Genomic DNA, 26,437 nt, shown 5'->3' with positions numbered 1-26,437 from the left:
CCGCACACCATGGCCATCGAGGTCCGCATCCCCACCATCCTCCGCACCCACACCGACGGCGCCAAGGCCGTCCAGGGCAACGGAGCCACCCTCGCCGACCTCTTCGCCGACCTGGAGACCCGCCACACCGGCATCCAGGAGCGCATCGTCGACAAGGGCGAGCTGCGCCGCTTCGTCAACGTCTACCTCAACGACGAGGACGTCCGCTTCCTCGACGGCATCTCCACCAAGCTCGCCGACGGCGACAGCGTGACGATCCTGCCCGCCGTCGCGGGCGGCGCCCGCTGACATGCGGTACGACTCCCCGCTCGCGGCCGTGGGCAACACGCCCCTGGTCCGGCTGCCCCGGCTCTCGCCCTCCGCCGACGTGCGGATCTGGGCGAAGCTGGAGGACCGCAACCCGACCGGCTCGATCAAGGACCGCCCCGCGCTCCACATGGTCGAGCAGGCCGAGAAGGACGGCCGGCTCACCCCCGGCTGCACCATCCTGGAGCCCACCAGCGGCAACACCGGCATCTCGCTGGCCATGGCCGCCAAGCTCAAGGGCTACCGCATCGTCTGCGTGATGCCCGAGAACACCTCCCAGGAGCGCCGCGACCTGCTCGCCATGTGGGGCGCGGAGATCATCCCCTCCCCGGCGGCGGGCGGCTCCAACACGGCCGTCCGGGTCGCCAAGGAACTGGCCGCCGAGCACCCGGACTGGGTGATGCTCTACCAGTACGGCAACCCCGACAACGCGGGCGCCCACTACGCGACGACCGGACCGGAGATCCTCACCGACCTCCCCTCGATCACCCACTTCGTCGCGGGCCTCGGCACCACCGGCACCCTCATGGGCGTCGGCCGCTACCTCCGCGAGCACAAGCCCGACGTCAAGGTCGTCGCCGCCGAGCCGCGCTACGACGACCTCGTCTACGGCCTGCGCAACCTCGACGAGGGCTTCGTCCCCGAGCTGTACGACGCCTCCGTCCTCACCACCCGCTTCTCCGTCGGCTCCGCCGACGCCGTCACCCGCACCCGCGAGCTCCTCCAGCAGGAGGGCATCTTCGCGGGCGTCTCCACCGGCGCCGCCCTGCACGCGGCGATCGGCGTCGGGAAGAAGGCCGTCAAGGCGGGGGAGAGCGCCGACATCGTCTTCGTCGTCGCCGACGGCGGCTGGAAGTACCTCTCCACCGGCGTCTACACGGCCCCCACCACGGAGGCCGCCATCGAGACCCTCCAGGGCCAGCTCTGGGCCTAGCGGCAGCCCGACCCGCAAGAGAAGGGGGCCCGCACCGTGCGACGGTGCGGGCCCCCTCTCTGCGTGATCCCTAGTACGACCGGGCCGCCGCACTGCCGACCTTGCGGCGCAGCCGTTGCGGCATGTGCCGGTTCAGCCACTTCGCGGCCGGCTCTTCCACGAAGTGGAACAGGGCCCAGGACATGCCCACCACCACCAGGCCGCAGCCCAGCAGGTCGAAGAGGACGCTGTTGTCGTCCCCGGCGCGCCCCCACGCGTACGTGGCGAGGCGTGAGACCGAGTGGTGCAGCAGGTAGAAGCCGTACGACCAGGCACCGAGCAGGATCAGCGCCCGGTTGTTCAGGATGCCCCGGTGCCCGTTGATCTCGCGCTGCACGAAGGCCACGATGATCAGCATGGACAGCACCGCGATCACGGGGCGCACCAGGTAGTCGAGCTGCGCGACGGTCTCGGGCGCGAGCCGGGCGCGGCCCTGGTAGTACCCGTAGACGTACAGACCCAGCAGCACCACCGGAACCGCCGGGCGCAGCGGCAGCCGCCAGCCGCGCCGGATCGCGAGGGCCACGGTCATGCCGAGCAGGAACTGCGGGAGGTAGACCAGCGGGTTGCGCATGATCCAGCCCTCGGCGGGGCTGGAGAAGGTGGCGGCGGCCCACCAGTTCACCGCCCACATCCCCATCAGGCCGAGACCGGTGAGGATCGCGAGGGTGCGGGTGCGCAGCCGCACCGCGATGCGCGCGGCCAGCGGGAAGAGGGCGTAGAAGAGCAGCTCGACGCTGAGCGTCCAGGTGACCTCGTTGCCCGGCAGGGTCGGCGTGACGCCCGGGAACCAGGTCTGCACCAGGAACAGCGAGGAGATCAGGCTCGGCCAGTCGATGTCGTGGTGGGCGGCGATGTAGTACGCGTACACGCCGAGGACCGCGGCGACCAGGGACGCGGGCCAGATGCGGCCGATGCGCCGCCAGTAGAAGGCGACCGGGTGCTCCTGGGGCTTGAAGACCCAGGTCAGCAGGAAGCCGGACAGCACGAAGAAGAAGGTGACACCGTGCCCGCCGATCATCGAGTACGGGAAGATCGCGGGTGCCGTGCCGTAGCCGGTCTTGCTGCCGTGCCCGGTGAAGTGGTGGGCGAACACCGCGAACGCGGCGAAGAAGCGCAGACTCGTCAAGGAGTCCAGCCGGTTGGGCAGCGACGTGGCGGGCGAGGCCGAGCGGAGCTGGGCGGGAATGAGGCCTGGGCGTGGAGCAGTGAGCGTCGCAGTCACGGGCTTCTCAGTACGTAGGGGACAGAGCGGCAGGAGAGCTTCGAGTGCTGGGCAGGACGGACGAAGCGTCAGGCTAGTGCCTGGCACGGCGCGGGCGGCACCAGGTGTGACTCAAGCCGCACAACGCAGCCGAGGAGAACGGGTTCGCCGAACAGGGGGGTCTCTACCCGGGGGAGTGCTTACGGGAACGATTGCACGAACACTATGTGATCAACGGACCCGTGTGGCTCAAGTGCGCAAAGTATGTGCGAATTGTGTGTGATGTGCTTCGGGATTTTCCCGTCGCCGCCCCGCCTCACCCGGTCAGATGCCTGACCTGGTCCCACACCGTCGGATCCGCCGTCCCCACCCTGCGCCGGAAGTCCCACACCGGTACGTCCCGCAGCTCGTCCGTCTCCAGGAAGCTCGGGCGGCCCTGCGCGTCGCCCACCGAGCCCGGGGGCAGGGCGATCACGCCCGCCCGGTCGTGCTGCCACTTGCTCGTGATCTTCGCGACGACCGCGTTCTCGCCCCGCACCGACAGCACCAGACAGGGCCGGTCCTTCGACCCCGGCCCGTCCTCGAACGGCACGTCCGCCCACCAGATCTCCCCGGCCTGCGGCAGCCGCTTGGGCAGCTTGCCGGGCCTGCGGCGCGGCGGGGACGGGCGGCCCGGCGGCCGGGTCCGCTCCCCGGTTCCCGTCCGGCCGCGCGGCCCGCGCCGGCGCTGCCCCCGGCCCCAGCCGTCCGCGAGCGCCGCGACGAGAGCGATCGCGACCACCGCGAGCAACGCCAGCCACCACGAGGTATCCATGCGCCCGACGGTACCGGCGCCCGGCGCCGACGGCACGCCCTGGTGGGGCCGTACCCCGGCCGTACCAGGGCGTGCCCCGGCCGCGCCCCCGGCCGCTCCCGGTCCCGCGCGGGCCGCCGTCCCCGGCCCGCCCCGCCGTCCCGCCCCCGCCGACGCACCCGCCCCTCAACCCCGTACCCCCACCCCCCAGTTCGCGCCGCGCACGCGCCCCCACGCACTCCCCCCGAACCGGTGACACCCCAGGTGAGTTGCCCCACAACGACCGGCCGTCGAGGAGCGGGACCCCTTGGCGCGCCTTACGCTCGATCCACCCCGCCCCCCTCCCCGCACCCGCCCCCGCACCACGGAGGTCCCAGCTCAATGAAGCTCACCGTCGTCGGCTGCTCGGGGTCGTTCCCGTCCGTGGAATCGGCCTGTTCGAGCTACCTCGTCGAGGCCGACGGCTTCCGGCTGCTTCTCGACATGGGCAACGGCGCCCTCGGCGAGCTGCAGCGCCACATCGGTCTCTACGACCTGGACGCGATCTTCCTCAGCCATCTCCACGCCGACCACTGCATCGACATGACGGGGTACTTCGTCACCCGTTACTACCGGCACGACGGCGGCCGTGCCCCCAGCCTCCCGGTGTACGGTCCCGACGGCACCGAGGAGCGGCTGTCCGCGGCGCACGCGGACCTGCCCACCCCGGACGCCATGAGCAAGGTCTTCGACTTCCACACCCTGAAGCCCGGCTCCTTCGAGATCGGCCCGTTCTCGGTGCGCACGGAGAAGATGCGCCACCCCGTCGAGACGTACGGCATCCGCCTGGAGCACGGCGGGCGCACCCTCACGTACTCCGGGGACACCGGGCCCTGCGAGGCCCTGCACGAGCTGGCGGAGGGCAGCGACCTCTTCCTCTGCGAGGCGTCGTTCCTGCACGGCAAGGAGGACATCCCGGAGCTGCACATCAACGGCCGGCAGGCCGGCGAGTACGCGCACCGGGCCTCCGTGGGCCGGCTCGTCCTCACCCACATCCCGCCGTGGACCGACGCCGAGCGCAATCTGCGCGACGCCCGCGAGGTGTACTCGGGGCCGACGGAGCTGGCGGCCAGGGGAGCGGTCCTGCACGTCTGAGGCGCGGCGGCACCGCATACGCCGAGGGGCCCCGGAACCAGCTGGTTCCGGGGCCCCTCGGCGTATGCGGGTGCGGCGCCGTGAGCGCGGCGGAGGCTACTTGGCCTCGGCCTTCTGGAGCTCGGCGAGCTCCTCGTCGGACTCGCGGCCCGGCGTCGGGATGTTGAACTTCGTGATCGCGAAGCGGAAGACGAAGTAGTAGAGGACCGCGAAGCACAGGCCGACCAGGGCGAGCATCCACGGCTTGGTCGCGATGCCCAGGTTCAGCAGGAAGTCGATCGCGCCGGCCGAGAAGCCGAAGCCGCCCTTCATGCCGAGCGCCCAGGTCAGGGCCATCGAGACACCGGTCAGGACCGCGTGGACCGCGTAGAGCACCGGGGCCAGGAACATGAAGGTGAACTCGATGGGCTCGGTCACACCGGTCACGAAGGCGGTCAGCGCCAGCGAGAACATCATGCCGCCGACGACCTTGCGGCGCTCGGGGCGGGCGCAGTGGACGATCGCGAGGCAGGCCGCCGGGAGGGCGAACATCATGATCGGGAAGAAGCCGGTCATGAACTGTCCGGCGGTCGGGTCACCGGCCAGGAAGCGGGCGATGTCGCCGTGCTTGCCCTCGAAGTCACCGGCCTGGAACCACGGGAAGGAGTTCAGCAGGTGGTGCATGCCGACCGGGATGAGCGCACGGTTGGCGACACCGAAGATGCCCGCGCCGACCGCGCCGGAGCCGACCAGCCACTCACCGAAGTTGTGCAGACCCGTGCCGAGGACCGGCCAGATGAGACCGAAGACGATACCGGTGACCAGGCCCGCGAGGGCGGAGAGGATCGGGACCAGACGACGGCCGCCGAAGAAGCCCGCCCAGTCGGGGAGCTTGGTCCGGTAGAACTTCTGGTACAGCAGCGCCACGATGATGCCCATGACGACACCGCCGAGCACACCGGCGTTGACCGGTGCGTCGTTCATGACGATCTTGCCGTCGACGACCGCGGCGACCTTGGGGAGGTTGCCGTCGGTGAAGGTGGCGAGCACCTTCTGGAAGACCAGGTAACCGGTGACGGCGGCCAGGGCGGTCGAGCCGTCGGACTTCTTGGCGAAGCCGATCGCGATGCCGACGGCGAACAGGATCGCCATGTTGTCCATGATCGCGCTGCCGCCGGCGGCCATGTAGCTGGCGATCTTGTTCAGGAAGTCGGGGAGGCTCTCCCGGCCCAGCATGTCGGGCTGGCCGAAGCGAACGAGAAGGGCTCCCGCGGGCAGCACGGCGACCGGCAGCATCAGGCTGCGGCCGATGCGCTGCATGACGGCCATCACGCCCGCGCCCTTCTTCTTGTCTGCCGCGGGAGCGGCGGTGGCCTTGGACATCTGATCCTCCATGGGGGCAAGGCGCCGCCAGGACATGGAAGTCGGGGGGACGGCGGCGTCTCCGGGTGCGCGCGGACCGGAAAGATCCGGTCGCGTGGTCTACACCACTCAGTGGTTTAGACCAGTTGTAGCACGGTGAGGGGGAGATAAGGAACCTGTGATTCCGGTGCTCGCGGACACACCGCCACAGAACAGACGAAGGCCCCCGGACCACTAGGGTCCGAGGGCCTTGCGAGCTGGGGCCAATGCCCCGCTTCCCGGTGCTTCGTGCGCCGGATTCGTCCCGCTACTTCACGTTGTCCCGTTCCAGCTCCTCCTCCAGCTCCTCCGGCTCGCGGCCGGGGGTGGGGAGGTTGAACTTGGTGATCACGAACCGGAACAGCACGTAGTAGACGACCGCGAAGCACAGTCCGATCGGGATGATCATCCAGGGCTTCGTGGCGAGGCTCCAGTTGATGACGTAGTCGATCAGGCCCGCCGAGAAGCTGAAGCCGTCCTTGACGCCCAGGCCCCAGGTGACGGCCATCGAGACACCGGTGAGCACCGCGTGCATCGCGTACAGCAGCGGCGCGATGAACAGGAAGGAGTACTCCAGCGGCTCCGTGATGCCGGTGACGAACGAGGTCAGACCCACCGACAGCATCAGTCCGCCGACCGCCTTGCGCCGGTGCGGCTTGGCGCAGTGCGTGATGGCCAGCGCCGCCGCAGGCAGCGCGAACATCATGATCGGGAAGAAGCCGGTGGTGAACTGGCCCGCCGTCGGGTCGCCCGCCAGGAACCGGTTGATGTCACCGTGCACCTCGCTGCCGTCCGGCTTGGTGTAGGTGCCGAACTGGAACCAGATGGGCACGTTCAGGAACTGGTGCAGACCGATCACCAGCAGACCGCGGTTCGCGATGCCGAAGATGCCCGCGCCGAGGGCGCCGAGCCCGATCAGCCAGTCGCTGAAGCTCTCCAGGGCGTTGCCGACCGGCGGCCACACCCACAGGCAGAGCGCGGCGAAGACGATCGCCACGAAGGACATGATGATCGGGACCAGCCGCCGGCCGTTGAAGAAGCCGAGCCAGTCGACCAGCTTGGTGCGGTGGTACTTCTGCCAGAAGTACGCCGCCAGCAGACCCATCACGATGCCGCCGAACACACCAGGGTTCTGGTACGCGTACGCCGCGACCGTGCCGTCCGCCGCCTGGCAGCCGGTGGTCACCGCCTTGGCGCCGCCCTCGCAGTCCTTGGGGAACTGGTGCAGCACGTTGTAGTAGACGAGGAAGCCGGCCACCGCGGCCAGCGCGGTGGAGCCGTCCGCCTTCTTGGCCATGCCGATCGCCACACCGACGCAGAACAGCAGCGGCAGACCGATGTTGGCGTCCAGCAGGGCGCCGCCCGCGCCCACCATGACCTTGGCGACGTTCTCCCAGCCGAGTCCGTCGGTGCCGAACACGTCGGGCTGGCCCAACCGGTTCAGGATGCCTGCCGCGGGGAGCACCGCGATGGGCAGCTGAAGGCTGCGGCCCATCTTCTGCAGGCCTTGGAACAGGCCGTTCCACCACTTGGGCGGCGGCGCCGCCGTGCTCTGCACACTCATGGACGTCCTCCCGGAACAAGCCATTCCTCGCGGGTGTTGCACACTGGTGTAGACCAGTTGCGATACGGTCCCGGAGTGCTGCGACACGCGGTCCTCCGGTGATCGTCATCCTTTGCCACGTCCGGCTGGTGCGCCCGTGAAGATGGGCCAACCGTGGGTTAACGTGACAAAGCGGCCAACGCTGGGCCGACGCGTCGTGACGCAGCGACCTTTGATCATTCAGGGAGAAACACATGGCCACCAAGGCTGAGAAGATCGTCGCCGGGCTCGGCGGGCTCGACAACATCGAAGAGGTCGAGGGCTGCATCACGCGCCTGCGGACCGAGGTCGTCAACCCGGACCTCGTCAACGAGACCGCCCTCAAGGCGGCCGGCGCGCACGGCGTCGTGCGCATGGGCACCGCGATCCAGGTCGTCATCGGCACCGACGCCGACCCGATCGCCGGCGAGATCGAAGACATGATGTGAGCCGCTGAGCTCCGCCCGCGGGCCCGGATCCAACCCCCTGGATCCGGGCCCGCGGCATTGCCGCCCCCGAACCCCGCCCCCTCGCCGGCGCACCGCCCCCCCCGGAACCGGCCACCCCCGACGGCGTGCGGAACCCGGCCCTCACCCATACCGACTAGGCTCGACCCATGTCTCGTATCGACGGCCGAACCCCCGAACAGCTCCGCCCCGTCACCATCGAACGCGGATGGAGCAAGCACGCCGAGGGCTCCGTCCTCGTCTCCTTCGGCGACACGAAGGTCCTGTGCACCGCCTCCTTCACCGAGGGCGTCCCGCGCTGGCGCAAGGGCAGCGGCCAGGGCTGGGTCACCGGGGAGTACTCGATGCTCCCGCGCGCCACCAACACCCGCGGCGACCGCGAGTCCGTACGCGGCAAGATCGGCGGCCGTACGCACGAGATCAGCCGCCTGATCGGCCGCTCCCTCCGGGCCGTCGTCGACTACAAGGCACTGGGCGAGAACACCATCGTCCTGGACTGCGACGTCCTCCAGGCCGACGGCGGCACCCGCACCGCCGCCATCACCGGCGCGTACGTCGCCCTCGCCGACGCCATCGCCTGGGGCCGCACCAAGAAGCTCGTCAAGGCGGGCCGCGAACCCCTCACCGGCACCGTCTCCGCCGTCTCCGTCGGCATCGTCGGCGGCGTCCCCCTCCTCGACCTCTGCTACGAGGAGGACGTCCGCGCCGACACCGACATGAACGTCGTCTGCACCGGCGACGGCCGCTTCGTCGAGGTCCAGGGCACCGCCGAGGCCGAGCCCTTCGACCGCAAGGAACTCAACGCCCTGCTCGACCTCGCGGCGGGCGGCTGCGCGGACCTCACCGCCCTGCAGAACCGCGCCCTGACCGCGGCGAGCGCGGACGCCGAGGCGCCCACCGCGCCGTAGCGCAGGTCAACGGCCGCCCCGTGCGCGCCGTGCGCAACCCTGCGGGCCCCGGCGGCGTCGTAACGGATACGGGTGTACGGCTTCAACTCCGTACGCCCGGCCATCCGTTGACCGCGGGAGGCCGGAACGCTCCGGCCGCCCGCGGCCCGTCCCAGGAGGACCCCTGCCCATGCCGTCCGCCGTACGCAGCACCCGCCGCCGCGCCGCCCTGGCCCTCGCCGCCGCGGCACTCGCGCTTCCGCTCACCGTCGGCTGTGCCGCCCTCGACAAGGCCATGGACTGCGCCAACACCGCCGCGACCATCGCCACCAGCGTCGACAAGCTCCAGCAGGCGATATCCTCCGCGGCCAACGACCCGAGCCAGTCGAAGCAGGCACTCGACGACATCGACCGCGAACTGAAGACCCTCGGCGACAAGACCGACAACGCCGACCTCTCCAAGGCGGTCAAGGACCTCGGCGCCGGCGTCACCAGCGTCCGCAAGTCCATCGACTCCGGCGACACCCCGAACCTCAAGCCGGTCACCGACGCGGCCTCCGAGATCGGGAAGGTCTGCACCCCCGGCTGATGCCGGCCGGGAGGCTACGGGGCGCGGGCACGCCCGCGCCCCGTAGCGTGGACCCATGACCACCCGCCTCATCCTCGCCACCCGCAACGCAGGCAAGATCACCGAGCTGCGTACGATCCTGACCGACGCGCACCTCCCGTACGAACTCGTCGGCACCGACGCCTACCCGGAGGTCCCCGACGTCAAGGAGACCGGCGTCACCTTCGCCGAGAACGCCCTCCTCAAGGCCCACGCCATGGCCAGGGCGACCGGCCTGCCCGCCATCGCCGACGACTCCGGGCTCGCCGTCGACGTCCTGGGCGGCGCCCCCGGCATCTTCTCCGCCCGCTGGTCCGGCACCCACGGCGACGACCGGGCCAACCTGGACCTCCTCCTGGCCCAGCTCGCCGACATCGCCCCCGAACACCGCGCCGCCCACTTCGCCTGCGCGGCGGCCCTCGCCCTGCCCGACGGCACCGAGCGCGTGGTCGAGGGCCTGATGCCCGGCACCCTGCGCACCGCCCCCGCGGGCACCCACGGCTTCGGCTACGACCCGATCCTCCAGCCGGAGGGCCACGACGTCACCTGCGCGGAACTGACCCCGGCCGAGAAGAACGCCATCTCCCACCGCGGCAAGGCGTTCCGGGCACTGGTGCCGGTGCTGCGGGAGCTGCTGGGCTGAGTGCCGCGTCGCGGAAACGCATGAGCGCGGCACCACGTGGGTGCCGCGCTCGTGCAGTGGGCCCGGTGGGACTCGAACCCACGACACGCCGCCCCTAAAACGGCTCCCTCTGGCCAGCTGGGGTACGGGCCCATCGGGCATCACTGTACTGGGTCGGCCGAAGGTGCTGAGAGGCGAGAGCGATGCCGTGCAGCAGAGCCAGGATCAGAACTTCGGCTCGCGGGCCTGGGATTCGACCAGTTCGGCGGCTTCTTCCTTGGTCTCCACCGACGGCGGGGAGCCGTCCAGCGGCTTCTGGGCGGTTTCCTTCATGCAGGCGACCGCGATGATGCCGACCAGGGCCGCGGCCATCGAGTAGTACGCCGGCATCAGGTTGTTGCCGGTCAGGGCGATCAGGCCGGTGACGACCAGCGGGGTGGTGCCGCCGAAGATCGAGGCGGAGAGGTTGTAGCCGACCGAGAGGGAGCCGTAGCGGACCGAGGTCGGGAACAGGGCGGGGAGGGCGGCGGACATGGTGCCCAGCAGGCAGACCAGGGAGAGGCCGAGCATCAGCAGTCCCGCGACGATCGCCGGGATGCTGCCCTGGCCGAGCAGGAGGAAGGCGGGGAGGGAGAGGACGAAGAAGCCGACCATGCCGGTCATCAGCAGGGGCTTGCGGCCGAACCGGTCGCTGAGCTTGCCGACCTGGTTGATGATCAGCATCAGGAAGACCATGACGGCGAGCAGGATCAGCAGGCCGTGGGTCTCCGAGTAGCCGAGTTCCTTGGAGAGGTACGTCGGCATGTAGGACAGCAGCATGTAGTCGGTGACGTTGTACGCGCCGACCAGGCAGATGCACAGGATCAGGGTCGGCCAGTAGTCGCGGAAGATCTTGCCCAGGTCGCCCTTGGCGGACTTCTCGACGGCGTCGGCGGCCTCGGAGGCCCGCGCGTTCTCGTTCTCCAGCTTCTGGAAGGCCGGGGTCTCGTCCAGCTTCAGCCGCAGGTAGAGGCCGATGAGGCCCATCGGGGCGGCCACCAGGAACGGTACGCGCCAGCCCCACTCGCGCATCGTGTCGTTGCCGAGGATCGCGGTGAGGGCGGTGACCAGGCCCGCCGCGCCGACGTAACCCGCCAGCGTGCCGAACTCCAGGAAGCTGCCGAAGAAGCCGCGGCGCTTGTCCGGGGCGTACTCGGCGATGAACGTGGACGCGCCGCCGTACTCGCCGCCGGTGGAGAAGCCCTGGAGCATCCGGAAGAAGATCAGCAGGATCGGTGCCCATACGCCGATCGAGTCCCAGGACGGGATGAGGCCGATGGCCAGGGTGCCGACCGACATCAGGATCATCGTCAGCGCCAGGACCTTCTTGCGGCCGATCCGGTCGCCCATCGGTCCGAAGAACATGCCGCCCAGCGGCCTCACCAGGAAGGCCACGGCGAAGGTCGCGAAGGAGGACAGCAGCTGCGCGGTGTCGTTCCCGGACGGGAAGAAGACATGGCCGAGGGTGACGGCCAGGTAGGAGTAGATGCCGAAGTCGAACCACTCCATGGCGTTGCCCAGCGAGGCCGCCTTCACGGCCCGCTTGACCGCGGCCTCGTCCGTGACGGTGATGTCCGACCTGCGCAGGGGAGGATTCTTCCGTCTTCTGATCGTCCGGAAGAGTGCGCGGTGCCGCTTCACCGCCTCGGGGTCGGCCTCGGTCTGCGGTCCGTTGGCCGCCATGGTGGAGTTCCTTTCCTTGGACACCTATCCAAGGATTACTTCTGCACAATCGCGACGATCGCAAACGGAAGCCCCGCGCCGAGAGGACTTTCGTCACGTCGCGGCGCGGGGCGTGCGGCCCGGCGGGGCGCTCCGGCGGGGGCCGCCGGGACCCGGGGACGGGCAGGTGGGAGGGGGTCGCTCAGATCTTCAGGTCCTTGATGATCTTCGCTACGTGGCCGGTCGCCTTGACGTTGTAGAAGGCGTGCTCGACCTTGCCGTCCTCGTCCACCACGACGGTCGAACGGATGACGCCGGTCACCGTCTTGCCGTACAGCTTCTTCTCGCCGAACGCGCCGTACGCCTCCAGGGTCTCCTTGGACGGGTCGCCGACCAGGGTGACCTTCAGGTCCTCCTTCTCGCGGAACTTCGCGAGCTTCTCCGGCTTGTCGGGGGAGACGCCGATGACGTCGTACCCGGCGGCCGTCAGCAGGTCGAGGTTGTCGGTGAAGTCGCAGGCCTGCTTGGTGCAGCCGGGGGTCAGCGCGGCCGGGTAGAAGTAGACGATGACCTTGCGGCCCTTGTGGGAGGCCAGGGAGACGTCGTTGCCGTCGGCGTCGGGCAGGGTGAAGGCGGGGGCGGTGTCGCCGGGGGCGAGGCGCTCACTCATGGGAACTCCCGGGTGGGGTGGCGGGCAGGGATACGGGTTGAGCGTAATGGGGGTGCCGATGGGTGCGAGTGCGCGGGAGCTGACAGACTGTTCAGGACGGATTACCGGACCGGACCACGGAGGCGGCGCAGTGTCGGAAGCCAGGACCCCTGCGCAGATCGAGGCGGACATCGTCCGCAGGCGCGAGCAGCTCGCGGTGACGCTCGACGAGATCGGTGTACGGCTGCACCCCAGGACCATCGTGGGCGACGCCAGGGCCAAGGCGCGGTCGGCGGTGGACGAGACCGCGGGCCGGGCCTTCGAGGCCGTGAACCGCAAGGTCACGGACGTGCGGGCACAGTTCGTGGACGCACAGGGCGCTCCCCGGGTGGACCGGCTGGTGCCGGTGGCCGTGGTCGCGGTGGCGGTCGTGGGCCTGCTCCTGGTGTCCTCGCGCCGCAGCAAGCGCTGACCCGCGCGCCGACGAGGACGGCCGGGACAGGTAGGTTGCGTGGCGTGAGCGAGAAGACCCGTCCCCGCGACAACAGCGACAGCGACGACAAGCTGCCCATCCGGATGCTGCACGACCGTGTGCTGGTGAAGTCCGACAGCCCGGAGGGCGAGCGCCGTTCGGGCGGCGGCATCCTGATTCCGGCGACCGCCGCGGTGGGCAAGCGCCTGGCCTGGGCCGAGGTCGTCGCCGTTGGGCAGAACGTACGGACCGTGGTGCCCGGCGACCGGGTGCTGTACGACCCCGAGGACCGCGCCGAGGTCGAGGTGCGCGGCACCGCCTATGTGCTGATGCGGGAGCGGGACCTGCACGCGGTGGCCTCCGAGCGGGTCTCCGAGGACTCGACCGGCCTGTACCTGTAGCGGCGGCCGACGCCGCGCGAGAGCGGCCGAAAGGGCCTGGTGACCACCGTCACCAGGCCCTTTTCCGTGCTCTTTGCTACCTTGGTGGGACCCCGACGAGACGCGCCGTACCGGGTTCACGACAAGACGACGCACCCGTGAGTTGTCCGCGTAAGTCTCTTGTCGGAGGTGCCGTCATGGCATGGGTCCTGTTGGTCGTCGCCGGTCTGCTCGAAGTCGGCTGGTCGATCGGGATGAAGTTCACCGAGGGGTTCACCCGGCTGTGGCCGAGCGTGTTCACCGGTGCCGGGATCGTGGTCAGCATGCTGCTGCTGTCGCAGGCCGCCAAGACGCTGCCGATCGGTACGGCCTACGGCGTCTGGGTCGGCATCGGCGCGGCCGGTGCGGCGGTGGTCGGCATGCTCGTGCTGAACGAGCCCGTCACGGCGGCCCGGATCTTCTTCGTCTGTCTGCTGCTGGTCGCCGTGGTCGGCCTGAAGGCCACCTCGGGTCACTGACGCGGCACGGCCGGCGCCGGGGTGCTTCCCCGGCGCCGGCCGTGTTTCCGCTGCCCGGCGCCGCTATTCGCCGAAGCGCTGGGGCGGGTTCCCGCCGCCCCCGTCGTCCCCGCCGCCGTCGCCGCCGCCGAGCAGGCCGCCGATCGGGTCCTGGCCGCCGCCCCCGGTGTCGTCACCGCCGCCGGTGTCGCCCCCGCCGCCGGTGGTCGGGGTGCCGCCGTCGGTGGTGGCGCCGCCGCCGGTGGTGGGGCCCCCGGTCGCGTTGCCGCCCCCGGTCCGGCCGCCCGTGGCGTCGTCGCCGCCCGTGGTGGGGGTGCCGCCGGTGGGGGTTCCGCCGTTCTGCTGCCCGCCGTCGGTGGCGGTGCCCCCGGTGTCGTCGCCCGGCTGGTCCCGGCCCGCGGTGTCCCCGGTGGGCGGGGCCACGGGCGGCTGCACGGGCGGCGCCACCGGCGGTTCGGCGCCCTCCTCCAGCTCCAGGTCGAATTCCTTGACGGGCTTGCCCTTCAGCGCGTCCGCGGTGTACTGCGCCCAGGTCTCGGCCGGGGCGCCGCCGCCGTTGATGCGCTGCTGGCCCAGCGCCCCGTACAGCGGCTTCTGGACGGCCGTGTCGGGGTCCGCGCCCATCACCGCGACCACGGTCGCCAGGTCCGGGGTGTAGCCCGCGAACCAGGCCGCCTTGTCCTCCTCGGCGGTGCCCGTCTTGCCGGCCGCCGGGCGGCCCGCGGCACTGGCCGCGGCCCCGGTGCCCTCCGCGACGACGCTCTGCAGGATTGAGGTGGTGGTGTCGGCGGCGGCCCGCGAGACGGCCTGCTTGGCCTCCTGCTTGGGCAGCGGCAGATCGGTGCCGTTCTTGGAGATCTTTTCGACGAGTGTGTACGTGCCGTGCTTGCCGTGGTTCGCCAGGGTGGCGTACGCCTCGGTCATGTCCAGGACGCTCGCGGTGGCGACGCCGAGCGCGATCGAGGGGACCGGGTGGAACTCCGGGGTCTCCTCGGGCAGGCCGAGGGCGACGGCGGTCTCCTTGACCTTCTTCGGGCCGACGTCGACGGCCATCTGCGCGTACACCGCGTTGACGGACTTGTCGGTGGCGGTGCGCACCGAGATCTGCCCGTAGGAGCGGTCGTCCTCGTTCTCCGGGGCGAAGGGGATGGAACTGCCCACGACGGGGCGCCTGTTGGTGCCGTCGTAGGTGGTGTTGGGGGTGATCGGGACACCGGACTGGGTGGTGGAGCCGTTCTCCACGGCCGCGGTGAAGACGAACGGCTTGAAGGTGGAGCCGACCTGGAAGTCGCGGCGAGTGGCGTTGGAGACGTACTGCTTGGTGTAGTCGATGCCGCCGTACATCGCGACGACCTTGCCGCTCGCCGGGTCGATGGAGGCGCCGCCGACGCGTACGTTGCGGTCCGCCCTGCGGTCCTTGTCGACCTTCTTCATCACGTTGTCCTGGACCGCCTTCACGAAGGCGTCCTGGCGGGGCTTCTCCAGGGTGGTGGTGATGCGGTAGCCGCCGGTGTTGAGGGTCTCCTCGTCGATCACCTTGTTGTCGGTGAGGTAGTCCTCGACGGCCTGCACGATGTACCCGCGCTGGCCGGAGAGGCCGGAGGCGGGCCTGGCCTGCTGCGGCTGCGGGAACTTGGTCCTCGCCCGCTCCGCCTGCTTGAGCCAGCCCTCCTTGACCATGCCGTCCAGTACGTAGTTCCAGCGGCCGAGCGCCTTGCCGCGGTTCTCCGGGTGGGTGGCGACGTCGTAGGCGTTGGGCGCGTTCAGCAGCGAGGCCAGGTAGGCGCCCTCCGCGGCGCCGAGGGTGCCGATGTCCTTGCCGTAGTAGGCCTGGGCGGCGGCCTGGATGCCGTAGGCGTTGCGGCCGAAGTAGCTGGTGTTGAGGTAGCCCTCCAGGATGGAGTCCTTGGACTCCTCGCGGTTGAGCTTGATCGCGATGAAGAACTCCTTCACCTTGCGGGTGACGGTCTGCTCCTGCGCCAGGTAGTAGTTCTTCACGTACTGCTGGGTGATCGTCGAGCCGGACTGCTTGCCCTTGCCGGTGGCGGTGTTCCAGGCGGCCCTGAGCATGGCCTGCGGGTCGACGGCGGGCTCGCTGTAGAAGCCCCGGTCCTCGGCGGCCAGGACCGCGTGCTGGACGGACTTGGGGACCTGGGAGAGCTTGACGTTCTCCCGGTTGACCTCGCCGTCGAGGGCCAGCGGGGTGCCGTCCGCGTACAGGTAGACGTTGGACTGGGCGGTCGCGGTGTCGTTCGCCTTGGGGATCTTCACCATGGTGTAGCCGGCCACGAACGCGCCGCTGAGCAGGAGCGCGAGCAGCAGGAAGGTGCCCAGCACCATCCGCCAGGTGGGGATCAGTCGACGCCAGCCGGTGCGCTTGGGCCGCTTGGGCTTCTTGCCCTTCCCGCCCGTGCCGTCGGCACCCCCGCTTGCCCCGCTCTCCGCCCCGCTCTCCGGTTCCGGGGCCGGAACGGAGGGGTCCCTGGGGGCCCAGCCCGGTTGCTGCTGCGGCTCGTCGCTCATGCCTGTGAAGACTCCTCGGACGCGGCCAGAGTTTCACTCTCCGGCATAACGGTGTCGTATCGGGCTATTCGCATGTACCCCCATAAAACACCGTGCCCCGCTGCTGTCCCCACCCGCCCTCACGCGCGGCGAGTAATCACTCGCGGAGGGTGACCCCGTTGCACTAGGGTCGAACGCTTTGGTGTCGCGGGTGTGGCAGGGCCAAGCGGCACAACGAGCGAGGAGGGGCGAGGGGTGTGGGTGCGATGGCGGTTGTACGTACTCGTGGCGGCCGGCGGCTTCCGGCGGTACGCCACCTACCGGCTGGCCACGGCCGCCGGGGTCTTCACCAACACGGTCTTCGGCTTCGTCATCGCGTACACCTACACCGCGCTCTGGAACCAGCGCCCGGGGCTCGGCGGCTATGACCTCCCCGAGGCCCTCTCCTACGTCTGGCTCGGCCAGGCCCTGCTCGCCGCCGCCTCGTTGATGGGCGGCGGCTTCCAGGACGAGCTGATGGAACGCATCCGCTCGGGTGCCGTCGCCACCGATCTGCACCGGCCCGTCGACCTGCAACTGTGGTATCTGGCAGGAGACTTGGGCCGAAGCGCCTTTCTGCTCCTGGGGCGCGGGGTGGCACCGATGGTGGCGGGGGCGCTCGCCTTCGAGATCGCGCTGCCGCCCGCCTGGTGGATCTGGCCGGCCTTCCTGGTCTCGGTGTGGCTGGGGCTGGTGGTGAGCTTCGCGCTGCGGTTCATGGTGGGGCTGAGCGCGTTCTGGCTGATGGACGGTGCGGGAGTGGCCCAACTGTCCTGGCTGTCGGCGATGTTCTTCTCCGGGATGATGCTGCCGCTGACGCTCTTCCCCGGGCTGCTGGGCGAGGTGGCCCGTCAGCTGCCGTGGTCCTCGATCCTCCAGATCCCGGCCGATGTGTTCCTGGGCAAGCGGACCGGCTGGGACCTGATGGGCGCGTACGCCTTCCAGGCGGGCTGGGCGGCCGTCCTGCTGACGGCGGGCCGGCTGCTCCAGGGCGTGGCGACGCGACGGGTGGTGGTCCAGGGTGGCTGAACGGCTCGCCCGCGCCCGCGACGGGCTGCGGGCGTACGGGATGATCTCCGCGATGTGGGTCCGCTCGACGATGGCCTACCGCGCGTCCTTCGTGATGACCACCCTCGGCAACCTCGCGGCGACCGGGCTCGACTTCGTCGCCGTACTGCTGATGTTCCAGCACGTCGACGCGCTCGGCGGATTCACCCTGCCCGAGGTGGCGCTGCTGTACGGGCTGGCGGGCGCGGCACTGGGCCTGGCCGACCTCGCCTTGGGGCAGATGGGCAGGCTGGGGCAGAAGGTGCGCGACGGCACCCTGGACGCCCTGCTGGTGCGCCCGGCGCCGGTGCTCGCGCAGGTGGCGGCGGACCGGTTCGCGCTGCGCCGGCTGGGGCGGGTCACCCAGGGGTTCGGGGTGCTGGTGTACGCCGTGACGCAGCTCGATCTGGCCTGGACCCCGCTCAAGGTCCTGATGGTGCCGATGATGCTGCTCAGCGGCGGGGCGATCTTCGCGGCGGTGTTCGTGATGGGCGGTGCGTTCCAGTTCTGGGCGCAGGACGCCTCGGAGGTGCAGTCGGCGTTCACCTTCGGCGGGAACGCGCTGCTCCAGTACCCGCCGACGGTGTTCGCCAAGGACCTGGTGCGCGGGGTCACCTTCCTGCTGCCGCTGGCCTTCGTGAACTGGATTCCGGCGATGTACCTGCTGGGGAGGCCCTATCCGCTGGCGGTGCCGGAGTGGTTCGCGTTCCTGCCGCCGGTGGTGGCGGTGGGGTTCTGGGTGGTGGCGGGATTTCTGTGGCGGGCGGGACTGCGCTCGTACCGGAGTACGGGAAGCTGAGGGATTCGATGGGTGCGGGTGCGGGTGGAGTCGCGGACAGGGGCGAGGAGTTCATCGTCCTGGAAGGCGTCGAGAAGGTCTTCGACGTACGGCGCAGAGCGGGCCTGCTGCGCCGCGAGAAGCGGCAGGTGCGGGCCGTCGACGGCATCAGCTTCACGGTGCCGCGCGGCGAGATGGTCGGCTACATCGGCCCCAACGGCGCGGGCAAGTCCACCACCATCAAGATGCTGACCGGCATCCTCACCCCGAGCGGCGGCCGGCTGCGGGTGGCGGGCATCGACCCGGCGAAGCACCGCACCCGGCTGGCACAGCGCATCGGGGTCGTCTTCGGCCAGCGGACCACCCTGTGGTGGGACCTGCCGCTCAGGGATTCGTACCGGCTGATGCACCGGATGTACCGGATCCCGGACGACCGCTTCGCCGCGAACCTGGCGCGCTGCGTCGAACTCCTCGACCTGGGCGAGCTGCTGGACGTCCCCGTGCGTCAGCTCTCGCTCGGCCAGCGGATGCGCGGCGACATCGCCGCCGCCCTCCTCCACGACCCGGAGGTGCTGTACCTGGACGAGCCGACCATCGGCCTGGACGTCGTGTCCAAGGCCAGGGTCCGCGAGTTCCTCCGCGACCTGAACGCCGAGCACGGCACGACGGTGCTGCTGACCACCCACGACCTCACCGACATCGAGCAGCTCTGCAAACGCGTGATGGTCATCGACCACGGGCGGCTGGTGTACGACGGCGCCCTCGCCGGACTGCACGAGGTGGGGGAGAGCGAGCGCACGCTGGTGGTCGACCTGGAACGCGAACACCCGCCGGTGCGCACCGGGTTGGCGCGCGTGGTGAAGGTGGAGGGCCCCCGCCAGTGGCTGGCCTTCCCTGCGGCGGCCCCGGCGGCCCCGCTGGTGGCCGAACTCGCCGCCGCCTACCCGCTCGTCGACCTCTCGGTCAGGGAACCGGACATCGAGGCCGTGATCGCGAAGATGTACGCGGGACAGGACGCTCCGGGGGCGCGCGACTAGGCTGGGCCGTATGACCAGTGACCTCCCCGACCGCCGTCCGGACACCGCTCCCGGTACCCCCGGCGCCGCACCCGCGATGCGGGCCTCCGACGCGGATCGTGAACGCATAGCCGAGGTGCTCCGCGAGGCGCTCACCGAGGGGCGGCTCGACATGGAGGAGTTCGACGAACGGCTGGGCGCGGCGTACAAGTCCCGTACGCAGGGCGAGCTTCAGCTGCTGGTACGGGACCTGCCGGTGTCCGCGGGGGCGGCACCGTCGGTACTGACTCCGGCGGCCGGCGCGGAGGTCACCGGCTGGGCGGGCCGGGTGGGCGTACCGGCCACGTCGAAGGGGGCGTTCGCCTTCTGGGGCGGGTTCAAGCGGTGGGGGAAGTGGAGCGTGGGCCGCAACTTCACCGCCTTCGCGATGTGGGGCGGCGGCGAGATCGACCTGCGCGAGGCGCGCTTCGAGGAGCACGAGGCGGTGATCCGCTGCATCACGATCATGGGCGGGATCACGGTGAAGGTCCCGCAGGACCTGACGGTGGAGGTCACCGGCCTCGGCATCATGGGCGGCTTCGACGACAAGGCGACGGGGGAGGGCACGGCGGGGTCCCCGAGGGTACGGGTGACGGGGTTCGCCCTGATGGGCGGCGTGGGAGTGGACCGCAAGCTCCGCAAGGCGGAGAAGGAGCGCCTGCGCGAACAACGCCGCCGGCAACTCGACTGACCCCGGCCCGGCCGCGCCTCCGCGGGCACCGGGGGCGGCCCGGCACCCCCGGCTGCTACACCCCCGACTGCCTCGACGCCTCTCCGTCCCTCACCAACGCCCGCACCTCGACCCACTGCCCCATCCGCCGGTACCCCTCGTCGCTGGGGTGCAGATGGTCGCCCGAGTCGTACACCGGCAGCATCCGCGTCGGGGCGAACGGGTCGCGCACCGCGCGGTCGAAGTCGATCACCGTGTCGAAGACCTGTCCGGCCCGGATTCCGGCGTTGACCTGCTGGCGCACCGCCTCCAGTTCCGGCGTCCAGGCCGGGTGTCCGGCGAACGGCAGCAGCGTCCCGCCGAGCACCCGCTGGTTGCGCTGGTGGCCCTGGCGCACCAGTTCCCGCAGTCCGTCCAGGATCCGGTTCGCGTCCGTCTCGTGCGGGCGGGCGATGATGTCGTTGATGCCCAGCAGCACCACGACCGCCTTCGCCCCCGGCTGCCCTGCCGCGTCCTTGGCGAAGCGCGAGAGGCCGCTGGGGCCGCGGTTGTCGGTGAGCAGCCGGTTGCCGCTGATGCCCTGGTTGAGCACCCCGTACCGGGGCGCTCCCGCCTCCGAGCGCAGCCGGTCGGACAGGACGTCGGGGTAGCGCCGGTTGGTGTCGACGCCGGACGTCATCCCGTCCGTTATCGAGTCGCCGAACAGTACGACCGAGCCGTCCGCGTCGGGGTTCAGCACGTCCACGCCGGTCAGGTAGCGCCACCGGGTGGTGCGGGAGGTGTAGGCGGCGCCCTCGGTGTCCCGGGTGTGGTCGCCGACCGCGCTGTAGCTGGTCTGCCGCGAGTGCGGGTGGTACGTCACATAGCTGCCGGCCGCCGCCGTGTAGACGCTGACCAGCAGGTCCGCGTCGTACGGCACCCTGATCGCCGTACCGTCGCTGACCACCGAACCACCGGCCGGCACCACCACGGACGGCTTGCCGCGGAAGGTCACCGGCCGCAGCGTGCCCGGTTCGGCCGCCGGGCCGCCCGAGGCCGCCGCGACGGCGATCGACGCACGGGAGACGTGCAGCGGCGCGCGTCCGAAGAGGTTCGAGAGGGTGATGCGGGCAGCGGTGCCACCGATGCTGGTGTGCACGACGTTGCGTACGGAACGCCCGGCGAGCCCCCGTGGTGTCTTCGGCTCCGGGCCGACCGGCGAGGCGCTCCAGGTGCCGATCCACCGGCCGGCGCCGGCCGGCCGCAGCCCGGTGCCGCCGGGGCGCTGTTCCTTGCCCGCGGCGTGGTGCGATCCGGTCCTCCCGCGGCCGGGACCGTCCCCGCCGAAGAGCGAGGTCAGGGCGAAAATTCCGCCGGATATCAGTACGACCACTGCTGTCAGACCTGCCAGCAGGGCATAACCACGGCGCCTGGTCATGCGGTGGGGGACTCCTAGGTGCGCGGGGGGAGTCTGGAGCTCCCCGTTCGAGAACCGAACTGATCACCATGATGAGGCATGGCATGGAGAGCTGTGACGCCGGGAACTCAAGGTGCGTCCCAGGAGTAGGTCAGGTAAGGAGTTCGCGTACGGGTCTTCTCGTACGTACGGCAACGTACGGAACCGGACGGCAGCGCCCGGCACGCGAACCGAACCGGGCCGCACGGCGGTACCGGCAGCAGGACCGGACGGCCCCGAGCCGGCACCGGACACCACCGGCACGGGCGAACGGAATGGGCGGAGCGGATGGATCGCAGGGACGGCAGGACGGCGGCCGGGAACCAACCCGACGGACGAGGGGACGAGCCGGACGGGCGTGAAGGGCGTGACGGGTTCGGCGGCACCGGTTCCGGCGGCAGTGGGTCCGACGGCACCGGGTCCGGCGCGGGCGGGTCCGGCGTGGGCCGATCCGACAGGGACCATGTCGGCACGGGCCGTCCAGGCACGGAACTTCCCGGCACGGACGGCCCCGGCACGGAACTTCCCGGCACGGATCGTCCCGCCACTGAACGACCCGGCACCGGCCGTCCCGGCACGGGCAGGGCCGCCCCCGCCCCCGCCGCCCGGCCGCCCTTCGCCTTCAGTGCCGCCGACGAGGAGCGGCGGCGTGGTGTGCGCCGGATGAAGGCCACCGCCACCGGCCTGCTCCTCTTCGTCGCCGTCGTGTACGTCCTCGCCAAGTGGGCCGAGCACCAGGGCCTCACCGGCTGGCCCGGTTACGTCGCCGCGGCGGCCGAGGCCGGCATGGTCGGCGCGATGGCCGACTGGTTCGCGGTCACCGCGCTCTTCAAGCACCCCCTGGGCATCCCCATCCCGCACACCGCGATCATCCCCACGAAGAAGGACCAGCTCGGCGTCTCGCTGGGCGAGTTCGTTGGCGAGAACTTCCTCTCCGAGGACGTCATCAGGGCCCGCCTCGCCCCTCTCGACATGGGCGGCAGGCTCGGCGCCTGGCTCGCCGAACCCGCGCACGCCGACCGCGTCACCGAGGAACTGGCCACCGCGCTGCGCGGCGCCCTCACCGTGCTGCGCGACTCCGACGTCCAGGCGGTCGTCGGCGAGGCGATCACCCGCCGCGCGGACGCCGCCGAGATCGCCCCGGGCCTGGGCAAGGCACTGGACAAGGTGGTCGCGGACGGCGCCCACCACCGGGCCGTCGACCTGATCTGCACCCGCGCGCACGACTGGCTGGTGGAGCACGGCGACTCGGTGATGGACGCGGTACAGGGCGGCGCCCCCGGCTGGACCCCCCGTTTCGTCGACCGCAAGATCGGCGACCGGGTCTACAAGGAGCTGCTCCGCTTCGTCACCGAGATGCGGGACATGCCCAGCCACCCGGCCCGCGGCGCCATCGACCGCTTCCTGGCCGACTTCGCGACCGACCTCCAGTCGGACTCCGAGACCCGCGCCCGGGTCGAACGCTTCAAGTCGGACATCCTCAACCGCTCCGAGGTCCAGGACGTCATCGCCTCCGCGTGGTCCGCGGTCCGTTCGATGATCATCGCCGCCGCCGACGACGACCGCTCCGAACTGCGGCTGCGCGTCCGCGCCTCCCTGATCTCCCTCGGTACGCGGCTGGCGACGGACGGCCGCCTGCAGCGCAAGCTGGAGGGCTGGGTCGAGGGCGCGGCGGTGTACGTCATCACCACGTACCGCTCCGAGATCACGTCCCTCATCACGGACACGGTCGCCGGCTGGGACGCCGACCACACGTCGAAGAAGATCGAGGCCCACATCGGCCGCGACCTCCAGTTCATCCGGATCAACGGAACGGTGGTGGGTGCGCTGGTCGGCCTGCTGATCTACACGGTCTCGACGGCGTTCGGCGCGTAGCCGCTGCGCGCGGGCGTACGGGGCGGCGGTGCGGCGCCGCGCGGCCGATCACCCGCGCTGGGGCTGCGGTACGGCTCCCGCGCAGTCGCTGACCCGCGCGGGGGCCGCCTACGGGGGACGTACGGCCGCTCACCCGCGCGGGGCAGCGTACGTGAGCCGAGTACGCGGAAGGGGAGGGCGGGGGCCACCGTGCCGCCCCTCGCCCTCCCCTCCCGCCCGCACTCGCGTCCCTACGGCGTGGCTACGCGTCCGCATCCGCGGCGGCCCCGCACCGCGAGCCGCACCGGGTCGTGGCCCAGGAGGCCACCGCGACGCCACCGGCCACGGCGAACACCGCGGGCCACGCCCCGACCTTCTTCGCCAACGGGTGCGACCCGGCGAAGGCGGCCACGTACGCCCCGGTCAGCCCGATCGCGGCCTTGGTCCCGGCCGCCTGCTGCCACTGCCGGGCCGCCACCGCACCGGCCGCCGCGAGCGCCACTCCGCCCAACGGCCGCTTCTTCGTCCACCGGGCAACCCCGTAACCACCGACGAGCCCGGTCGCGGCCACTACGGATGCGGGCACCTTCGCCATGACACTTGCCTCCTGCTGGATCCGACGTGCGCCTGTGGCACGTCTGCGCTCCCGAGGCTAACGAAAGCACTGGCCGTAACGTCACGGCGCGTACTCACGGCCGCATCCGTACGCCCGCGCACAAGCCCCGCACCCCTCCGCGCACCGCCGCACCCGTTCCGCACCCGGTCCGGCTCCCGCACGGTCACCGGCCCATCACCGGCCCGATGCCGGGGCCGGTCTCACTCGCAGCCGACGCCGTCGCCGTCGCGGTCGAGGTGGCGGGCGTATCCGGGGTCGCCGCGGTGGATGGGCGCGGCACCGGCGGCCCGTACGGCGGTGCAGTTCTTGTAGTACGTGGCACCGCCACCGGACGATCCACCACTGGTCCCGCCGCTGGAGGACCCGCCGGACGACCCGCCCGTGGACCCGCCGGAGGACCCTCCCGACCCTCCGGAGGTCCCGGACGAGCTCTCGCAGCCGACGCCGTCGCCGTCGCGGTCGAGGTGGCGGGCGTATCCGGGGTCGCCGCGGTGGATGGGCGCGGCGCCCGCGGCCCGTACGGCGGAGCAGTTCGCGTAGTACACGGTGGGCTCGGGCGGCTTGGCGGTCTTCCTGGGCTTGGGCACCGAGGGAGCCTTGGGAGTGCTCGCGGGCGCGCTGACGTTGATCCGTACGACGGCGGTGTCGCTGACGGCGCCCGCGCCCTTCCCCGCCACCTGGTAGGTGAACTCGTCCGCGCCCGTGTAACCGGCGGTCGCGGTGTAGACGAGGTTCGTTCCGCTGACGACGGCAGTCCCGTGCTGCGGCTTGACGGACACGGTCAGCGCGTACGTCCCGGCCCCGACGGCTCGGGCCACGTCCGCGTCCTCGGCGCCGGTACCGGTGAGGGTGTCATTGGCCAGCGCGGCCACCACGATCTGCTTGCCGCCCTGCCCGCTCGCCGAGTCGTCCACCAGGTCGAGCGCCGTCTTCGCGGCGGTGGGCGTGGGCGGGGCGGTGGTCCGCACCGCCACCGGCTTCGCGTCCCGTGCCTTGTCGGCCCCGCTCGCGCCTCCCTCGCACCCGGTCAGCACGAGCGATATCGCCGCGGCACCGCCGATCCCTATCGCCCCCGCCCGCCGTCTGCGCGCCGCGCCGTTCTTCCGCATGTGCCCCCCAAGGCCAATGAAAGTGAACTGAGGGGCCGATGATGACATTTATGTGAAGGAGAAGTGAGGGAGTGATGGTCGAATGGCTGAAAGTGACCGGTTTACTTCCGCCACCGCTGCACCAGGCCCAGCCCAACCCTCCTCACCGTCCGATCGCGCACCTCACCGACCGGTCGCGCACCTCACCGACCGGTCACCCGCATCACGGACCAGTCACCCGCCTCACCAGTCGCAGCCGGTCCCGTCCCCGTCGCTGTCCAGATGGGGCCCGTACCCGGGGTCGCCCCGCCGGATGGGATCGGCGCCGACGGCCCGCACGGCGGCACAGTTCTTGTAGAAGACGCCGCTCTGGCCGCCCTCGTGCGGCTTGCCCGCCTTGCCGCCGCAGGCCACGCCGTCCCCGTCCCGGTCGAGATGGCGGCCGTACCCCGGATCACCACTGCGGATGGGCGCGGCCCCCGCGGCCCGCACGGCGGCGCAGTCGGCGTAGTACGCGGCGTGCTGGGTGGGTGAACCACTGTCCTGGGCGCCCGGCTCGCCGGAGTGCTCCGGCTGCCCGGTCTCCTCCGGCCCCTCGGTCTCCTCCGGCTCGTCCGGCTCCTCGGGCGGTTCGGTGGCCCGCAGCGGCTCGTTGACGGTGATCCGTACGACGGCGGTGTCCTTGACGGCGCCGGCGCCCTTGCCCGCCACCTCGTAGGTGAACTCGTCCGTCCCCACGTACCCGGCGGTGGAGACGTACACGAGGTTCGTCCCGCTGAGGGTCACCTTCCCGTTGCGGGGACCGACCGGGATGCTCAGCGCGTACCGCCCGGACGCGACCTCCCGGGTCACGTCCCCTGCGATCTCCCCGGTGGCCGACGACCCCTTGTCGTTGGCCAGCGCGGCGATGATGATCTGCCGCTCCGAAGGCCCGCTCGTCTCGTCGTCGACGAGATCCAGCCGTACCTTCCCGACCCCGGACGGCGCGGTCGAGGCAACCGCCGGCACCCCGGCCCCGGGCCTGGCACCCCCGCCCCCGTTCCCCATGCACCCGGTCAGGGCTACCGCCCCCAGAGCGGCGGCCCCACCTATCCCCACCACCCGCAGACGACGCCGCGCGCTGCTCTTGTGCATGTGCCCCCCAGGCATCTGAACCGGAAGTGACTCGCGGGGCTGATGATGACACCCCGGGACGCTGCGGCCCAGGGGTGGAGGGCGAAGGTGGCCGCAAACGCCGACTCATCCTGACTAGGGCTTGAGGGCTCCCCGCTGGACGGCCCGCACGAAGACGGCCCAGGTGGGGTGGGAAAGGGCGAGGGCGGGACCGCCGGGAAACTTGGAGTCCCGGACGGCGGCGTGCTGCGCGAGCGGCGCGAATTCGACGCACTCGCCGCCGGATCCGTTGCTGAAGGCTGTTGATCTCTGCGGACTCAATGCCAGCGCCCGAAGGTGGTCGAACGCTCGCGTGTAAAGGTGCACGTCCGAGGGTTGTTCCAGGTAGACCGAGTCGGTGAGTCCTTCCCGGTAGACAACGTCGGGGTTCTCTTGCTCGGGGAACCCGAGGATCGTGTACGTCCCCGTTGCCGGGTATGCACCCGCATCAAAGGGCAGAGAAGTATTAGCAGGCGCCCCCGACAATCTGCCCTGCTCCTGATCGCATCGGTTGCCGCCTGGCGAG

General features: G+C 71.0%; 27 protein-coding genes, 1 tRNA gene, 1 pseudogene and 1 riboswitch. Of the genes and pseudogenes, 15 read left to right on the top strand and 14 right to left on the bottom strand.

What is annotated here, in order from left to right; genetic code table 11:
• Positions 1-9 precede the first annotated feature (9 nt).
• Positions 10-288 carry a MoaD/ThiS family protein gene (locus tag ACFYVL_RS22560; RefSeq protein ID WP_389247480.1) on the top strand — a complete coding sequence of 93 codons (279 nt, stop codon included), beginning with the start codon at positions 10-12 and terminating at the stop codon, positions 286-288.
• A gap of 1 nt (position 289) precedes the next feature.
• Positions 290-1,240 (top strand): PLP-dependent cysteine synthase family protein, encoded by a 951-nt coding sequence (locus ACFYVL_RS22555; protein ID WP_389247478.1) that lies wholly within the window; start codon positions 290-292, stop codon positions 1,238-1,240.
• 70 nt (positions 1,241-1,310) lie between these two features.
• Here the strand turns inward: ACFYVL_RS22555 and ACFYVL_RS22550 are convergent, their stop codons facing one another.
• Positions 1,311-2,504: an acyltransferase family protein gene (locus ACFYVL_RS22550; protein ID WP_389247476.1), complete on the bottom strand. Its 1,194-nt coding sequence runs from the start codon at positions 2,502-2,504 to the stop codon at positions 1,311-1,313.
• 295 nt (positions 2,505-2,799) lie between these two features.
• Entirely contained in the window at positions 2,800-3,297 is a 498-nt protein-coding gene (locus ACFYVL_RS22545) for a type II toxin-antitoxin system PemK/MazF family toxin (RefSeq protein ID WP_389247474.1), read from the bottom strand.
• Positions 3,298-3,657: 360 nt separating this feature from the next.
• On the opposite strand from ACFYVL_RS22545, the gene ACFYVL_RS22540 reads away from it, so the two are divergent.
• Positions 3,658-4,410, top strand: a complete 753-nt coding sequence (locus tag ACFYVL_RS22540) for an MBL fold metallo-hydrolase (RefSeq protein ID WP_389247472.1) — start codon at positions 3,658-3,660, stop codon at positions 4,408-4,410.
• 96 nt (positions 4,411-4,506) lie between these two features.
• Here the strand turns inward: ACFYVL_RS22540 and ACFYVL_RS22535 are convergent, their stop codons facing one another.
• Positions 4,507-5,772 carry a PTS transporter subunit EIIC gene (locus tag ACFYVL_RS22535; RefSeq protein ID WP_389247470.1) on the bottom strand — a complete coding sequence of 422 codons (1,266 nt, stop codon included), beginning with the start codon at positions 5,770-5,772 and terminating at the stop codon, positions 4,507-4,509.
• Between the two features lie 286 nt (positions 5,773-6,058).
• A complete protein-coding gene (locus tag ACFYVL_RS22530; protein WP_389247468.1) occupies positions 6,059-7,354 on the bottom strand; it encodes a PTS transporter subunit EIIC in 1,296 nt (431 codons plus the stop codon).
• A 233-nt stretch (positions 7,355-7,587) separates the two neighbouring features.
• On the opposite strand from ACFYVL_RS22530, the gene ACFYVL_RS22525 reads away from it, so the two are divergent.
• The 4 genes from ACFYVL_RS22525 to rdgB all read left to right on the top strand — a co-directional run bounded on the left by ACFYVL_RS22525 (position 7,588) and on the right by rdgB (position 9,976).
• On the top strand, positions 7,588-7,821 hold the full coding sequence (locus tag ACFYVL_RS22525) for a glucose PTS transporter subunit EIIB (protein ID WP_389247466.1): 234 nt from the start codon (positions 7,588-7,590) through the stop codon (positions 7,819-7,821).
• Between the two features lie 167 nt (positions 7,822-7,988).
• Entirely contained in the window at positions 7,989-8,747 is a 759-nt protein-coding gene (gene rph / locus ACFYVL_RS22520) for a ribonuclease PH (protein ID WP_389247464.1), read from the top strand.
• A gap of 169 nt (positions 8,748-8,916) precedes the next feature.
• Positions 8,917-9,315, top strand: a complete 399-nt coding sequence (locus ACFYVL_RS22515; RefSeq protein WP_389247462.1) for a hypothetical protein — start codon at positions 8,917-8,919, stop codon at positions 9,313-9,315.
• A gap of 55 nt (positions 9,316-9,370) precedes the next feature.
• Positions 9,371-9,976: an RdgB/HAM1 family non-canonical purine NTP pyrophosphatase gene (gene rdgB / locus ACFYVL_RS22510; RefSeq protein ID WP_389247460.1), complete on the top strand. Its 606-nt coding sequence runs from the start codon at positions 9,371-9,373 to the stop codon at positions 9,974-9,976.
• Positions 9,977-10,033: 57 nt separating this feature from the next.
• On the opposite strand, the gene ACFYVL_RS22505 is transcribed toward rdgB, so the two are convergent.
• The 3 genes from ACFYVL_RS22505 to bcp all read right to left on the bottom strand — a co-directional run bounded on the left by ACFYVL_RS22505 (position 10,034) and on the right by bcp (position 12,326).
• A tRNA-Leu gene (locus ACFYVL_RS22505) sits at positions 10,034-10,108 on the bottom strand.
• A gap of 72 nt (positions 10,109-10,180) precedes the next feature.
• Positions 10,181-11,677: a glycine betaine/L-proline transporter ProP gene (proP, locus tag ACFYVL_RS22500; protein ID WP_389247692.1), complete on the bottom strand. Its 1,497-nt coding sequence runs from the start codon at positions 11,675-11,677 to the stop codon at positions 10,181-10,183.
• A 181-nt stretch (positions 11,678-11,858) separates the two neighbouring features.
• Positions 11,859-12,326 carry a thioredoxin-dependent thiol peroxidase gene (gene bcp, locus ACFYVL_RS22495; RefSeq protein WP_389247459.1) on the bottom strand — a complete coding sequence of 156 codons (468 nt, stop codon included), beginning with the start codon at positions 12,324-12,326 and terminating at the stop codon, positions 11,859-11,861.
• A gap of 130 nt (positions 12,327-12,456) precedes the next feature.
• Between bcp and ACFYVL_RS22490 the strand changes: the two genes are divergently transcribed.
• From ACFYVL_RS22490 to ACFYVL_RS22480, 3 genes are all read left to right on the top strand, one after another.
• A complete protein-coding gene (locus tag ACFYVL_RS22490; protein ID WP_389247457.1) occupies positions 12,457-12,777 on the top strand; it encodes a DUF3618 domain-containing protein in 321 nt (106 codons plus the stop codon).
• A 104-nt stretch (positions 12,778-12,881) separates the two neighbouring features.
• Positions 12,882-13,178, top strand: coding sequence for a co-chaperone GroES (locus ACFYVL_RS22485; RefSeq protein WP_362412162.1), 297 nt, complete (start codon positions 12,882-12,884; stop codon positions 13,176-13,178).
• Between the two features lie 70 nt (positions 13,179-13,248).
• A riboswitch (guanidine-III (ykkC-III) riboswitch) is annotated at positions 13,249-13,314 on the top strand.
• Between the two features lie 40 nt (positions 13,315-13,354).
• Positions 13,355-13,675, top strand: a complete 321-nt coding sequence (locus ACFYVL_RS22480; protein ID WP_389247455.1) for a DMT family transporter — start codon at positions 13,355-13,357, stop codon at positions 13,673-13,675.
• A gap of 63 nt (positions 13,676-13,738) precedes the next feature.
• Here ACFYVL_RS22480 and ACFYVL_RS22475 read toward each other — a convergent pair whose 3' ends face one another.
• Positions 13,739-16,198: a transglycosylase domain-containing protein gene (locus tag ACFYVL_RS22475; protein ID WP_389247453.1), complete on the bottom strand. Its 2,460-nt coding sequence runs from the start codon at positions 16,196-16,198 to the stop codon at positions 13,739-13,741.
• A 240-nt stretch (positions 16,199-16,438) separates the two neighbouring features.
• Between ACFYVL_RS22475 and ACFYVL_RS22470 the strand changes: the two genes are divergently transcribed.
• From ACFYVL_RS22470 to ACFYVL_RS22455, 4 genes are all read left to right on the top strand, one after another.
• Complete coding sequence (locus tag ACFYVL_RS22470) at positions 16,439-17,245, top strand: ABC transporter permease (protein WP_389247451.1); 807 nt, start codon at positions 16,439-16,441, stop codon at positions 17,243-17,245.
• Positions 17,246-17,285: 40 nt separating this feature from the next.
• Complete coding sequence (locus ACFYVL_RS22465; protein WP_389247690.1) at positions 17,286-18,062, top strand: ABC transporter permease; 777 nt, start codon at positions 17,286-17,288, stop codon at positions 18,060-18,062.
• Between the two features lie 8 nt (positions 18,063-18,070).
• Positions 18,071-19,078, top strand: coding sequence for an ATP-binding cassette domain-containing protein (locus ACFYVL_RS22460; RefSeq protein ID WP_389247688.1), 1,008 nt, complete (start codon positions 18,071-18,073; stop codon positions 19,076-19,078).
• A 76-nt stretch (positions 19,079-19,154) separates the two neighbouring features.
• Positions 19,155-19,787 (top strand): DUF1707 domain-containing protein, encoded by a 633-nt coding sequence (locus ACFYVL_RS22455; protein ID WP_389247686.1) that lies wholly within the window; start codon positions 19,155-19,157, stop codon positions 19,785-19,787.
• A 55-nt stretch (positions 19,788-19,842) separates the two neighbouring features.
• Here ACFYVL_RS22455 and ACFYVL_RS22450 read toward each other — a convergent pair whose 3' ends face one another.
• The gene (locus tag ACFYVL_RS22450) at positions 19,843-21,183 is read right to left on the bottom strand and encodes an SGNH/GDSL hydrolase family protein (protein ID WP_389247449.1); all 1,341 of its coding nucleotides are present in this window, start codon (positions 21,181-21,183) and stop codon (positions 19,843-19,845) included.
• A 459-nt stretch (positions 21,184-21,642) separates the two neighbouring features.
• Here ACFYVL_RS22450 and ACFYVL_RS22445 point away from each other — a divergent pair, with 459 nt between their 5' ends.
• A complete protein-coding gene (locus tag ACFYVL_RS22445; protein WP_389247447.1) occupies positions 21,643-23,076 on the top strand; it encodes a DUF445 domain-containing protein in 1,434 nt (477 codons plus the stop codon).
• A gap of 241 nt (positions 23,077-23,317) precedes the next feature.
• On the opposite strand, the gene ACFYVL_RS22440 is transcribed toward ACFYVL_RS22445, so the two are convergent.
• The 5 genes and pseudogenes from ACFYVL_RS22440 to ACFYVL_RS22420 all read right to left on the bottom strand — a co-directional run.
• Complete coding sequence (locus ACFYVL_RS22440) at positions 23,318-23,650, bottom strand: hypothetical protein (RefSeq protein WP_389247445.1); 333 nt, start codon at positions 23,648-23,650, stop codon at positions 23,318-23,320.
• A gap of 221 nt (positions 23,651-23,871) precedes the next feature.
• Positions 23,872-24,780 carry an excalibur calcium-binding domain-containing protein gene (locus tag ACFYVL_RS22435; RefSeq protein ID WP_389247443.1) on the bottom strand — a complete coding sequence of 303 codons (909 nt, stop codon included), beginning with the start codon at positions 24,778-24,780 and terminating at the stop codon, positions 23,872-23,874.
• 222 nt (positions 24,781-25,002) lie between these two features.
• Entirely contained in the window at positions 25,003-25,767 is a 765-nt protein-coding gene (locus ACFYVL_RS22430; protein ID WP_389247441.1) for an excalibur calcium-binding domain-containing protein, read from the bottom strand.
• Positions 25,768-26,007: 240 nt separating this feature from the next.
• The gene (locus ACFYVL_RS22425; RefSeq protein ID WP_389247684.1) at positions 26,008-26,193 is read right to left on the bottom strand and encodes a DUF397 domain-containing protein; all 186 of its coding nucleotides are present in this window, start codon (positions 26,191-26,193) and stop codon (positions 26,008-26,010) included.
• A pseudogene (locus ACFYVL_RS22420) lies at positions 26,176-26,370 on the bottom strand (Scr1 family TA system antitoxin-like transcriptional regulator); the annotation flags it as partial. The gene ACFYVL_RS22425 and the pseudogene ACFYVL_RS22420, both read right to left, overlap by 18 nt.
• Between the last annotated feature and the right edge of the window lie 67 nt (positions 26,371-26,437).

Source organism: Streptomyces sp. NPDC004111 (assembly GCF_042874215.1).
GTDB lineage: Bacteria > Actinomycetota > Actinomycetes > Streptomycetales > Streptomycetaceae > Streptomyces.
Note: the sequence above shows the minus strand (reverse complement) of the source record. Positions and strands in the feature narration are given on the sequence as shown.

Bases quoted from the DNA above. Each gene is read 5' to 3' on its own strand.
- ACFYVL_RS22560 (WP_389247480.1), top strand. From the start codon at position 10: ATGGCCATCGAGGTCCGCATCCCCACCATCCTCCGCACCCACACCGAC.
- ACFYVL_RS22555 (WP_389247478.1), top strand. From the start codon at position 290: ATGCGGTACGACTCCCCGCTCGCGGCCGTGGGCAACACGCCCCTGGTC.
- ACFYVL_RS22545 (WP_389247474.1), bottom strand. From the start codon at position 3,297: ATGGATACCTCGTGGTGGCTGGCGTTGCTCGCGGTGGTCGCGATCGCT.
- ACFYVL_RS22540 (WP_389247472.1), top strand. From the start codon at position 3,658: ATGAAGCTCACCGTCGTCGGCTGCTCGGGGTCGTTCCCGTCCGTGGAA.
- ACFYVL_RS22535 (WP_389247470.1), bottom strand. From the start codon at position 5,772: ATGTCCAAGGCCACCGCCGCTCCCGCGGCAGACAAGAAGAAGGGCGCG.
- ACFYVL_RS22530 (WP_389247468.1), bottom strand. From the start codon at position 7,354: ATGAGTGTGCAGAGCACGGCGGCGCCGCCGCCCAAGTGGTGGAACGGC.
- ACFYVL_RS22525 (WP_389247466.1), top strand. From the start codon at position 7,588: ATGGCCACCAAGGCTGAGAAGATCGTCGCCGGGCTCGGCGGGCTCGAC.
- rph (WP_389247464.1), top strand. From the start codon at position 7,989: ATGTCTCGTATCGACGGCCGAACCCCCGAACAGCTCCGCCCCGTCACC.
- ACFYVL_RS22515 (WP_389247462.1), top strand. From the start codon at position 8,917: ATGCCGTCCGCCGTACGCAGCACCCGCCGCCGCGCCGCCCTGGCCCTC.
- rdgB (WP_389247460.1), top strand. From the start codon at position 9,371: ATGACCACCCGCCTCATCCTCGCCACCCGCAACGCAGGCAAGATCACC.
- proP (WP_389247692.1), bottom strand. From the start codon at position 11,677: ATGGCGGCCAACGGACCGCAGACCGAGGCCGACCCCGAGGCGGTGAAG.
- bcp (WP_389247459.1), bottom strand. From the start codon at position 12,326: ATGAGTGAGCGCCTCGCCCCCGGCGACACCGCCCCCGCCTTCACCCTG.
- ACFYVL_RS22485 (WP_362412162.1), top strand. From the start codon at position 12,882: ATGCTGCACGACCGTGTGCTGGTGAAGTCCGACAGCCCGGAGGGCGAG.
- ACFYVL_RS22480 (WP_389247455.1), top strand. From the start codon at position 13,355: ATGGCATGGGTCCTGTTGGTCGTCGCCGGTCTGCTCGAAGTCGGCTGG.
- ACFYVL_RS22475 (WP_389247453.1), bottom strand. From the start codon at position 16,198: ATGAGCGACGAGCCGCAGCAGCAACCGGGCTGGGCCCCCAGGGACCCC.
- ACFYVL_RS22465 (WP_389247690.1), top strand. From the start codon at position 17,286: ATGATCTCCGCGATGTGGGTCCGCTCGACGATGGCCTACCGCGCGTCC.
- ACFYVL_RS22460 (WP_389247688.1), top strand. From the start codon at position 18,071: ATGGGTGCGGGTGCGGGTGGAGTCGCGGACAGGGGCGAGGAGTTCATC.
- ACFYVL_RS22455 (WP_389247686.1), top strand. From the start codon at position 19,155: ATGCGGGCCTCCGACGCGGATCGTGAACGCATAGCCGAGGTGCTCCGC.
- ACFYVL_RS22450 (WP_389247449.1), bottom strand. From the start codon at position 21,183: ATGACCAGGCGCCGTGGTTATGCCCTGCTGGCAGGTCTGACAGCAGTG.
- ACFYVL_RS22440 (WP_389247445.1), bottom strand. From the start codon at position 23,650: ATGGCGAAGGTGCCCGCATCCGTAGTGGCCGCGACCGGGCTCGTCGGT.
- ACFYVL_RS22435 (WP_389247443.1), bottom strand. From the start codon at position 24,780: ATGCGGAAGAACGGCGCGGCGCGCAGACGGCGGGCGGGGGCGATAGGG.